This window comes from Limnospira sp. PMC 1279.21, from assembly GCF_032349615.1.
Classification (GTDB): domain Bacteria; phylum Cyanobacteriota; class Cyanobacteriia; order Cyanobacteriales; family Microcoleaceae; genus Limnospira; species Limnospira fusiformis.
Map to the genome: position 1 here is coordinate 1 of NZ_JARPLU010000163.1, position 10,157 is coordinate 10,157.

At 42.4% G+C, this 10,157-nt stretch carries 9 protein-coding genes; 4 read left to right on the top strand and 5 right to left on the bottom strand.

The annotated features are described in order from the left end of the window. Positions 1–195 precede the first annotated feature (195 nt). The 3 genes from P5683_RS19530 to P5683_RS19540 form a co-directional block, all read right to left on the bottom strand. Positions 196–372, bottom strand: coding sequence for a hypothetical protein (locus P5683_RS19530; protein ID WP_006670215.1), 177 nt, complete (start codon positions 370–372; stop codon positions 196–198). A 133-nt stretch (positions 373–505) separates the two neighbouring features. Next, the gene (locus tag P5683_RS19535; RefSeq protein ID WP_006623334.1) at positions 506–1,501 is read right to left on the bottom strand and encodes a pentapeptide repeat-containing protein; all 996 of its coding nucleotides are present in this window, start codon (positions 1,499–1,501) and stop codon (positions 506–508) included. A 51-nt stretch (positions 1,502–1,552) separates the two neighbouring features. Further along, on the bottom strand, positions 1,553–3,148 hold the full coding sequence (locus P5683_RS19540) for a hypothetical protein (protein WP_006623333.1): 1,596 nt from the start codon (positions 3,146–3,148) through the stop codon (positions 1,553–1,555). Positions 3,149–3,980: 832 nt separating this feature from the next. On the opposite strand from P5683_RS19540, the gene P5683_RS19545 reads away from it, so the two are divergent. Next, the gene (locus P5683_RS19545) at positions 3,981–4,451 is read left to right on the top strand and encodes a type IV pilin-like G/H family protein (RefSeq protein ID WP_006623330.1); all 471 of its coding nucleotides are present in this window, start codon (positions 3,981–3,983) and stop codon (positions 4,449–4,451) included. A 1-nt stretch (position 4,452) separates the two neighbouring features. On the opposite strand, the gene P5683_RS19550 is transcribed toward P5683_RS19545, so the two are convergent. Next, positions 4,453–4,974, bottom strand: a complete 522-nt coding sequence (locus tag P5683_RS19550) for a hypothetical protein (RefSeq protein ID WP_006623329.1) — start codon at positions 4,972–4,974, stop codon at positions 4,453–4,455. 531 nt (positions 4,975–5,505) lie between these two features. Between P5683_RS19550 and P5683_RS19555 the strand changes: the two genes are divergently transcribed. The 3 genes from P5683_RS19555 (at position 5,506) to P5683_RS19565 (ending at position 9,415) form a co-directional block, all read left to right on the top strand. Continuing rightward, positions 5,506–6,156, top strand: a complete 651-nt coding sequence (locus tag P5683_RS19555; protein WP_006623328.1) for a J domain-containing protein — start codon at positions 5,506–5,508, stop codon at positions 6,154–6,156. Between the two features lie 136 nt (positions 6,157–6,292). Next, the gene (locus P5683_RS19560; protein ID WP_006623327.1) at positions 6,293–7,165 is read left to right on the top strand and encodes a 6-carboxytetrahydropterin synthase; all 873 of its coding nucleotides are present in this window, start codon (positions 6,293–6,295) and stop codon (positions 7,163–7,165) included. Between the two features lie 354 nt (positions 7,166–7,519). Then, positions 7,520–9,415, top strand: coding sequence for a tetratricopeptide repeat protein (locus P5683_RS19565; RefSeq protein ID WP_006623323.1), 1,896 nt, complete (start codon positions 7,520–7,522; stop codon positions 9,413–9,415). 266 nt (positions 9,416–9,681) lie between these two features. On the opposite strand, the gene P5683_RS19570 is transcribed toward P5683_RS19565, so the two are convergent. Further along, positions 9,682–9,966, bottom strand: coding sequence for a hypothetical protein (locus P5683_RS19570; protein ID WP_006623321.1), 285 nt, complete (start codon positions 9,964–9,966; stop codon positions 9,682–9,684). Between the last annotated feature and the right edge of the window lie 191 nt (positions 9,967–10,157).

Genomic DNA, 10,157 nt, shown 5'->3' on the forward strand with positions numbered 1-10,157 from the left:
GCTGAGTCTGAGCCTGTAGCTTTGGTTGCACCTCAAATCGGCTAATTGATAGCTTAGATTAAATCAAGCGCCTCCCAGCCGGGGGGCGCTTTTTGTTTGTTTAAACTTCACCTAGCCAAAAAAACCACCCGGTTTTTGACTCGAAGGTTAAGATACAGAAACCGGGTGATTTTTAAGTTTTTTGGGTTTATAGTTCTAACCTAGGTTCTCCTCAACTTGTCTCAGAATAGAAAATAAAACCGTAATGCTACGATCCGCGTAGTTCATTAGTTTTTGCATAATGCTGGAAAATGTTTCAGAAGAATTGTGAATTGAACAATTGCTAGGCTGAGGAGCCTCTAAATATGAGTTAGTGCTTTCACTTGTGGTCATAATTAAAGTGCTGTTCTCAGCCTTATTCTGTTTAGTGATTGAGTAACTCTCATGCGGACACTATAGCATAAGTATTGCCAAAAGCGCCCAAATTCCCGACCAAATATATCTAAAGTAGTACATCAAAGCCCTATCAATCATGAATCTCGCCATTAGGCATGATCGCGCCATGTAGGTTTACCCCAATGGTATTAGCACTACTAAACTCAGCACGAGTTAAGTAGGCATAGCTAAGGTTAGCATTTCGCAAATTTGTCCGACCAAGAGAAGCATCGGTTAAATCAGCCTGAGTCAAATTAGCCGAACTTAAATTAGTCCGATTTAGTTCCGCCCGTACCAAATTCGCCCGGCTTAGGTTAGCATGACTGAGATTAGCATTACTGAGATTAGCATCTGGTAAAATTGAGTCGCACAATTCCACCCTAGGCATTTGGGCGTTAGTCAAGATGGCTCGCTCTAGTTTTACCTTAACCATGCGGGAACCAATTAAATTAGCACCACTTAAATTAACTTCTGTTAAAATCGCCCCTTGTAAATTGGTTTCGGAAAGGTTAGTCTGGTTGAGAATCGCGCCACGCAGTACACATTCAGTTAAATTAGCCCCCGTTAGGTTAGCGCGAGTTAAATCAGCCCCGGTGAGATTAACCCCCTGTAAATCGGTACCTCTTAAATCTGCGCCTCGTAAATTTACACTCTCATAAATACGCCTTTCATAACGCATATTTGCACCCCGTAGACAAGCACCCCTTAAATCTGCACCTTGCAAATTAGCACCGCGTAAATCTGCTTGAATTAGGTTAGCATCAACTAATGTGGCTAGGGTTAAATTAGCTTTTCTCAGGTCGGCTGCTTGCAGGATAGTACCATGAAAATCAGCGTCGGTTAGTTGAGCGCCACTTAAATTAGCTCGTGATAGGTTAGCTCCTCCTAATCTGGCTTTTTCTAAATTTGCCCTAGTTAGGTTAACTCCATTAAGATAGGCTAACACAAAATTGGCTCCTTGAAAATCACCGCCACTTAAATTGGCTCCAATTAGGTCAGCATTACTTAGTTCAGCATTGCGGAGGTTAACCCCTCGAAACAATTTTTCTCCACTTCGATATTGATTTAAGAAAGTCCGCTCATCCATCCATCTTCATCCTTGTACTTTGGCTGTTAATTTATTCGGAATTATCAATTATTAACTATGGTTTACATAGTTGATTTTTTGAGCCCAAATAAAAGACTGATCACCTGGCTTACGGAAGTAAATTTTGACAATGTTAATAGATTGTAGTTGTAGGGATAGTAACTTTTTGTGGATAAACTGGGTGGTTGATTCGGGCGCGAAACTGTGCTGGGATTCGAGAATTAGATGCAAACACTGATTTTTAGATTGAGCTAAAACGTGGATACCTTTGGATTTTACTAAGTGATTGAGGAAGGATGCGATCGCTTTAGGATTACCCTGTTTAGCTAGTTCTAGCACCTGATTAGTACCCCCGGAATCTGATATCTGAGTAGGTGTTGGTAACGGGTCAGTAATCTCTGATTTGGCTGCGGTTTGTTGGCGTTCTGTCGTTTCGGATTGATCAACTATTTCTTCTAGTTGTAGGATTTGTTCTTGTACTTGAGCAATGAAGTCTTTAAGCACCTCATACTTAAATTTTAATTGCTGCTCAATATCATAGCTAATCATTCTGCCATCTAGTTGGTCTTCTAAGGTCTGTAAGGTATTAGCGATCGATGTTATGGCTTCGGTAACTCCTTGGCTAACTCGCTTGTGAATATCATCTTTTAGCCCCAAACGTTCCTGAATAATATTGGACTTGGAACGGTTACCGGATGACTCTGGTACTAATTGACTATTTGATAGGGGTTGACCGGAATCTGTGGGAATTGGTACAGTTTGTAATCCTGATATTTCGGGGATGTTTGATTGGGTTACATTGGCGGGGGTTGATACTTGAATAGTCTGGCTTTCGTTCAAATCAATTCCCTGAGTTTTAGCTATTTCTGATAATTGTTGATCCTGACTATAATGGGAGTCTGGTAATTCCTGAAAAGAGCTATAATTAAATGATGGCTTACCATAACAAAGACGCATGGCTTCAATTAAAATTGTGGCGACTTGAGCATCTTCATCAGAATCCTCTAAGTAAGCGACCATTTTTTTTAGATAAACTTTCAAATCTTCAAAGTTAGGGAACATTTGAAAGAGTTGTTCAATCAGGTTGTCTAACTCGATTGATTTGAGTTGTAGCCAGTCGCGATCGCTAAATGTAAACTCATTTTCTAAGACGGAAAATATCAATATCTTCACCCTTAATGGGTTGGCAGTCTGCATGATCTTGAAACGAATATCAAAGATATTATCTAGTTTTTTGGGGGGAGGATTGTGGTTAAAGTTTTCTGGATTAACTGACCAATCAAGTTGAGAGTGAGGACGGTCTGACGACTGATAGGAAGTCATAACCATCTCAGTAGAAGATTCCTGATCTCCCTCAAGGTACAATCTCCCAACTTGACTCAATACCAGATTAACAATAACTGTATATTCTGTTTTTTTGTTAATTTTAGATAAAATTTTATTCAAAATACTATTAAGTCGTTCAAGGCTTTGGGTACTCCAGTACAAAGATTGCACTAAATCCCGCATAGGAGTATTTTCTATGACTGCTGAATCACTCTCCCATTTACCATGGGTAGCACAAATCATAATTTTTTTGATGCGAAACACCTCATCACTGGTATCCAAGTTTTGCACAACATCATCCAGGATCGATTTGGCTGGCATTTTTGCCTCCTACAAATTATTGATAAATAAACAGTTATTTTGTGATAGTGCGAGCCCACACATTCGCCAAATTAATCATTCATCTACAGGTAATATATATCTGGGTAGATATTGCCTGTATCTCAGCCTGGTAAAGTAGGATTATTAATCAATAATTTCGCCAAAGTTAACCAAGCCAACCGGAATTATTTGAGTTGATTTTACGGAATATATAAACACCCAATAATCATCATGATAGAGCATTTCAAACTCGGCTCTATCTACAATGTTGTACCTGTTCACACATTGTAGGTCATTTATTGTATAATGGTTAATCATTCTCATTCAGCCATTTAGATTACCCCCCCAGAACTGATGGCGGACTTTGATGCGATCGCACGCTTAGTGCGATATTGGTGGCGTAGGCTGCGTCAGACCCCGGCTATATCAATCATAATCGGATAGTTTTCGGTTGACACAGCCCATGGTAGCCTGTTAGCTGGTTACCAACGATAGGTGCTGATCCTACCCAAAGCCTCAACTAAGATCGCCAAGTTTTAGCACTTTTGGGACAATCCCTAGCTCCGATCGCATATTATCACCCAGGACACTACCACTTCCCTGAAGGTAGTTTACCTATAATTATGCGAGTAGCGATCGCTTCAGAGGTGCGATCGCCGTCAAGCCCCCATGAGTAAATACTCATATAGTCATCTCCGGGACTGTCCAAAGGTTGCGGTTAGCCACCCATGAAACCATCTCCGAGCCAATTGTGATTTCTGATGAATTTCAGGAATCAAGCCAGATCGCCTTGTAGTGAGGTCTAGCATCGCGTTAAGTCAAGGAAACTCAGATGATGTGGAAATATTTGATATTTTTGGCTCCTATCGTTTTAACCGGTTGTCAGGTGGATTTTTCATCTGTCCTGGAAGATATACCAGGGTGGCGAAGCAGCGATCGCGCTCCTTTGATGATGAAAGCGATCGCCTTGGGACAGCAGACATATTATCAAAATCAAGGTTATTTTGCCAGTTCCCTTCACGGTCTATCTGGTAATTTAAATCTGGAAACCGATAGTTATCAATACGCCATTAGAACCGAAGGCGAAACGGCTCAAACCGTCTTCATAACAGCCACAGCCAAAACCGATGACCTGCGTAGTTATAGTGGTGTCATGACAGTAGGAAAAAACGACGGAGGGGTGGTCTTGATGGCGAACCTGTGCCAAACGGACACACCATCTAAAGTACCCCCCTTATTATCCTCAACCCCTGTACCTAGTCAAGGATTAAAATGTCCTCCCGGATCTAGTCCAGTACGCTAATCTAGGCAGTTACCGGAACAAAATCCACATCATCTGTGCCGTCTGTTTCCCCTTGACCAGAAGTGATTTTTTCGCCATTAACCTCGATCGCAAATTCAGTTTGATCCAAACCAGTCAAGTTATAATCAGTCTTCTCGCTGGTGTATCCAACACTAGCGATCATCTTCCGTCCGGCATCAGTGTATTTAAACGCCAACATTTGATTTTTAGACTTATCATTATCATAAGTCCAAACCACCATATACTCTTCCCCGTGATAGGAGAAAACCTTAGAAGGACGGGTAGGAACATAGCGACCGGGGGCACCAAAAGCCGCATCAAGGAATTCCTGAAGTGAATCATCCTGAACCACAGCATAGCTAACTTGTTCAGCCGGAAGTTCTTCTTCCTCGACATCATCTTCAGTTTCGTCAACCACTTCTTCTTTATTGCGATTGCGGAAATAATCGACAGCCATCTTAGTACCAATAGCACCGACGGTAGCAATTCCGGCCCCAGCGAGAATTTTACGCAGTCTACTCATATATTTTCCTCATTGACGAATTGGCGAGTTTTAGTCTTGGGGATATATTCCACTCTCCGTTACAATTTTAACAGATTGTTGTTAATAGCAAAATATGCCAAAAGATGATAATATTCCTGCGCTTGGGGGGTTGACAAAAAACATCAAATGATATCCGGGAGATGGATTCAAGGATAAATTAATATTTGATTAACCCAGATAACTTGGAGCATCAGCATAAATATAGGTGATAGGAGACCATTGCTGAGTCCCCTAACCCAGAAACCAGATGGCTGTAGTCGGCCCTCAGTCCTCCAGGGCCAGCGACGTGAAGGAAGGCCCGAAAAGATGGCTAGATATTGATGATACAATTCAGCTATTATGTATAAAATACTTCAGACATCTAATAATTTCTGGGTGTTTAAATATGGCAATGTGGTTAATTATGATGATTGCCACCAGAGATTGCCGGGGCTGCATCACTTGATATAATAGCTAAAGACCAGGTAATTTTAGCAACTTTTAAACTATCATTATCACCATGAAAAGATTATGCCCACTGATGATTACTATAGAATCTTAGAGGTTGCCCCCCATTCCAGTCAAACCGATATCAAAAAATCCTATCGGAGATTAGCCAAAAAATTCCATCCAGACAGTCAGGAAGAAACAGCCAATCACGATACAATTATTCGGATTAATCAAGCCTATGAAGTGCTGAGTGATCCCCAGAAACGCCAGAATTATGACCGCAGCCTAAGCCGCCCCAACCGACCAGGTAAACCTAAGCCACAAGGGCGGTCTAAAGATTTTGATCTAGACCAATGGTTGCAGGAAGTCTATAGACCTGTGAATCAAAATATTGACCGAATTTTTCAACCCTTTAAACAAGAAATAGATAACTTATCCGGCGACCCCTTTGATGATGAATTAATGGCAGATTTCCAAGCATATATTGAAACCTGTAGAGATATCCTAGCTGAAAGCCAAACTCGATTTCGTTCGGCTCCCAACCCGGCGAATATTGCGGGAGTGGCGGCGCATCTTTATTACTGTCTGAATCATATTGGTGATGGTATTGAAGAATTAAATATGTTTACCCTAAACTATGACGAATCCTATCTACACGCGGGCCAGGAATTTTTCCGCATTGCCGATCGCTTACGTCAAGAAGCCCAAGACCAAATCCATAAATTCCTTTAACCAGTCCTTTAACCAGAGAGCGATCGCCATAATTTCTTGAGCAGATCATCATACCATCGGGATCGAGGTTGAAAAAAATTCCGAAACCGACTACATTAGTTAACAGAACTTAACAAGCAAAAATTAACCTGCATTTATGCAATGCCTGATCACCCGTCGCGCCCAGTTTTCAGCCAGTCACCGTTACTGGTTGCCAGAACTGAGCGAAGCCGAAAATTTTGCCAAATTTGGACAAACAGCCCGCGCCCCCGGTCACGGTCATAATTATGTCCTGTATGTTTCAATGGTGGGGGAACTAGACGAATATGGCATGGTACTTAACCTGTCGAACGTCAAACATACCATCAGAAGTGAAGTTACCGAACCCCTAGATTTTTCATTTCTGAATGAAGCATGGCTGGAATTTCAGGACACCCTACCCACCACTGAATTTCTGGCTTATTTAATCTGGCATCGTCTAGCCCCCCATTTACCCCTAACCAACATTCAACTATTTGAACACCCCCAACTTTGGGCAGATTATCAAGGAAACTCCATGGAAGCATATCTAACCATCAGCACCCACTTTAGCGCGGCTCATCGACTAGCTCACCCTCTCCTGAGTGATGAGGATAACTCCAAAATTTATGGCAAATGCGCCCGCCCTCACGGTCACGGACACAATTATCACCTAGAAGTGACTATTCGTGGTCAAATTGACCCCCGGACGGGTATGATTGCGGATTTAGGGGCTGTGCAGAAGGCGATCGATGATTATGTGGTTGAACCCTTCGATCATACTTTCCTCAACAAAGATATCCCCTACTTTGCTAAGGTAGTACCAACGGCTGAAAATATTGCGGTTTATATCCGTGACTTGCTGCAAAATCCCATTGATGAATTAGGAGCGCATCTCCATAAAATCAAGTTGATTGAAAGCCCTAACAATTCCTGTGAGGTATACTGCACAACATCGGAACACCAACCCCATCTCGCCGCCAATCGAGAACCGGTAGCAGTAGGTGTATAAGGGATATCCCAACGGATATCAATTAGCTGAATTTTTCCAGAGACAAAGCAGGTATTTTGCCTGCTTTTTTTGATGTTTATATAAAATCCGAACCCATAGTTTTTCCCGGAGGGTCGGGGCTGCCATTGCTACCTGGAACTTTGATGATGGGTTAGGAACAGGATCTCGTCTTCACCCATCCTGAACTCCCTAGATTATAACTGTCAATTTCCTGACCTGTAAAAATTGGGTTGTAATTATGAACTAGCTAAGACACTCTCCCTGAGTTTAAAGGATATTAAACCGGGGGGGGAGTCACTATTTAGCTATCCGTTATCCATCCCCCTAATCATCAAGCAAGAGTGAGTTATATCCATGAGGCTATCGACCCTAACACTGTTGACTCTGACTGCGCTTGCAGCTAACGAATCGGTAAATCAGGCAACTGCTGCCCCTAATGTAACATCTAGTTATAATCCGGTTTCTGATACGGAAAATTTGGTTGATGAAATTGATATCGAAATTAGCCAAGCTGAACTTACTGCGACTGTTAGCGCCCCGGAAACTTGGAGTCAGCCAGAATTAGCCGAGGATTCATCATTAACAACAGATGAGGTGGTATTTATAGCTTCAGCTTCCCCAGCTTTGTCAGTGGCGAAGGTGAGTCCTTCTGTGGGTACTTCTGAATTTGGCTACACGGTTATATTACTTAATACTTTGCTGTTAATTTCTACTTTGTCGCCCACTTTAACTTTGATGTTTTTCTGGTTAGTGCGGCGCTTGGTGATTCGAGAGTTGGTGACGGAAACTAACAAAAGATTAGATAAGTTTGATGGTTTAGAATCACAACTAAAATCTTCTAATTATCAATCTAAAAAATTGGTTAAAGATTTAGAAATTCAGGTGAGAGTAGCACAAAAGTATATTCAGTTTTTAAGAAAAGAGGTTGAGGCTTCTAAGGCTTCTATTCAAGAACTAGAACATCTGAAGCTACAGTATCTGAGACAGGTACAAGAGATGATGATGGAGCTGCAAAATTATAGAAATCAGACAATGGAACAGGTGGAGCCGCCAGGGGTACCAGTTCCTGCGCCGCCTATGTCTCAACTACCCTCGAAATCTACATCTAATCATCCATTACCTCCTAAGCATCCCCCCACTTCTCAGCCTTTAATTGCGGATGATTTCCTCAAAAAGGGGGAAGCGTTAATTAATGAACGTCAATATAAACAAGCGATCGCAGCTTGCGATCGCGCTTTGGAAATTAACCCTGATTTAGATGAGGCTTGGTATCAAAAGGGTAATGCTTTGGTGCGCCTACAACAATATTCGCAGGCTTTGGAGTGTTATGATCGGGCTTTAAAAATTCAGCCTCAGCGCTCAGATGCTTGGTATAATCGGGGTAATGTTTTGGTGCGGTTAAAACGCTATTCCCCGGCTCTGGAAGCCTATAATCAGGCGTTAAAGATTGAGCCTAATGATTATGCGGTTTGGCACAATCGGGGGGCTTTACTGCGTAAATTTCAGAAGTATGAGCAGGCTTTGGATTCTTATGATCGGGCGATTAGGCTGGAAGCCAATCATTATGAAACTTGGCATAATCGCGGTAATGTTTTAAGTCAATTAAAACGCTATCAGGAAGCTATATCATCTTATGATCGGGCGATTCAAATTAATCCAGGTCAGTTTGATATTTGGGCAAATCGAGGGATGGATTTATGTCATATTCATCAATATTCGGAGGCGCTATCTTGCTATGAACAGGCGATATCTCTGAATTCTAAGGAGCCAGAACTTTGGATTTCTCAGGGGGGAGTTTTAGTAAAATTAGCACGTCATGAAGAGGCTGTGATTTGTTATGATCGGGCGATTAGCCTGAAATCGGATAGCTATGAGGCTTGGATGGGGCGAGGTGAGATTTTAACGGCTTTAAAACAGTATGAACAGGCGCTGGCTAATTGGGATCGGGTGATTGCTTTACAGCCAGATGCTTATCAGGCTTGGTGTCAACGGGGAATCTGTTTAGAGAAAATGGAACAACATGATGATGCGATCGCTTGTTTTGATACGGCGATTGCTTTAAAGCCAGATCATGCGGAAAGTTGGCGACACAGGGGCGCTTTATTGTCCCGACTGAAAAAATATCAGGAGGCGATCGCTTCTTTGGGAAAAGCTATCTCCATTCAAAAGGATTTACGCAACGGCAAAAAATTGGCTAATGCTTCTCAATCGATAGGTGATAATAATGGTTTCTCACCTGTTCCCACCTAATAGATGGAAAGCTGCTGATCATTTGAGATGTTGATGAAGGCGATCGCTCGGTTAAGGTGGCGATCGCCTTAAAATTGGCAACCGTCCACTATTTGGCAAAAAAATCCCCCAGCCGAAGCCAGGGGAAAACCATCAGGGTGCATCTACTTTTTCCTATTCCCGTCACAGATGAAGCACTCCGGGAAATTTGAGAAAAAATTGTGAAAAAAACAAAGTCCCTACAATCCGATGACCGTAGGGACTAGATTATGGGTTGCCAAAAGGTTCTAGGCAATGATAGTGTCCCAATTAACATCAAACACAGCCACCGTTGTATTCTTAACGGATATTTTAATTTTATGAGCCAGTCGCATCAGAACAACAGGTTCCTGAATTAGCGATCGGGAAGATTTCACAGCCTCTGCGATGTCCTTGTTCACGCACTGAATATGCAAAACACCCCACCGCCTATAGACTTTACACTGTCCCAAGGGTCTAAGCTGTTGCAATTCGGCTTCGTTTTCTCGATAGAAATCCCAAATCAGCCGTGTCAACTGTGAAGGTTTTTTCATGATCTTCCTCCGAGAAACACCATCCCCTTGTGGGTGGGTTGGGATAGGAGCAGCAATTGAGCCGGGTTAAATACCCCCGAAATTGCCCATTCGATAGCCATAAGCGTAGATCCTGCGGGGTTGGTAAAGGTTGAACCCTTGCGGGGTGGAGGGGTATGGTTGCCCCTCCATGGAGCTATGGTTGGCTCCGG

Excerpts from the sequence above, each read along its gene's own strand:
- P5683_RS19530 (WP_006670215.1), bottom strand. The coding sequence starts at position 372 with ATGACCACAAGTGAAAGCACTAACTCATATTTAGAGGCTCCTCAGCCT.
- P5683_RS19535 (WP_006623334.1), bottom strand. The coding sequence starts at position 1,501 with ATGGATGAGCGGACTTTCTTAAATCAATATCGAAGTGGAGAAAAATTG.
- P5683_RS19540 (WP_006623333.1), bottom strand. The coding sequence starts at position 3,148 with ATGCCAGCCAAATCGATCCTGGATGATGTTGTGCAAAACTTGGATACC.
- P5683_RS19545 (WP_006623330.1), top strand. The coding sequence starts at position 3,981 with ATGATGTGGAAATATTTGATATTTTTGGCTCCTATCGTTTTAACCGGT.
- P5683_RS19550 (WP_006623329.1), bottom strand. The coding sequence starts at position 4,974 with ATGAGTAGACTGCGTAAAATTCTCGCTGGGGCCGGAATTGCTACCGTC.
- P5683_RS19555 (WP_006623328.1), top strand. The coding sequence starts at position 5,506 with ATGCCCACTGATGATTACTATAGAATCTTAGAGGTTGCCCCCCATTCC.
- P5683_RS19560 (WP_006623327.1), top strand. The coding sequence starts at position 6,293 with ATGCAATGCCTGATCACCCGTCGCGCCCAGTTTTCAGCCAGTCACCGT.
- P5683_RS19565 (WP_006623323.1), top strand. The coding sequence starts at position 7,520 with ATGAGGCTATCGACCCTAACACTGTTGACTCTGACTGCGCTTGCAGCT.
- P5683_RS19570 (WP_006623321.1), bottom strand. The coding sequence starts at position 9,966 with ATGAAAAAACCTTCACAGTTGACACGGCTGATTTGGGATTTCTATCGA.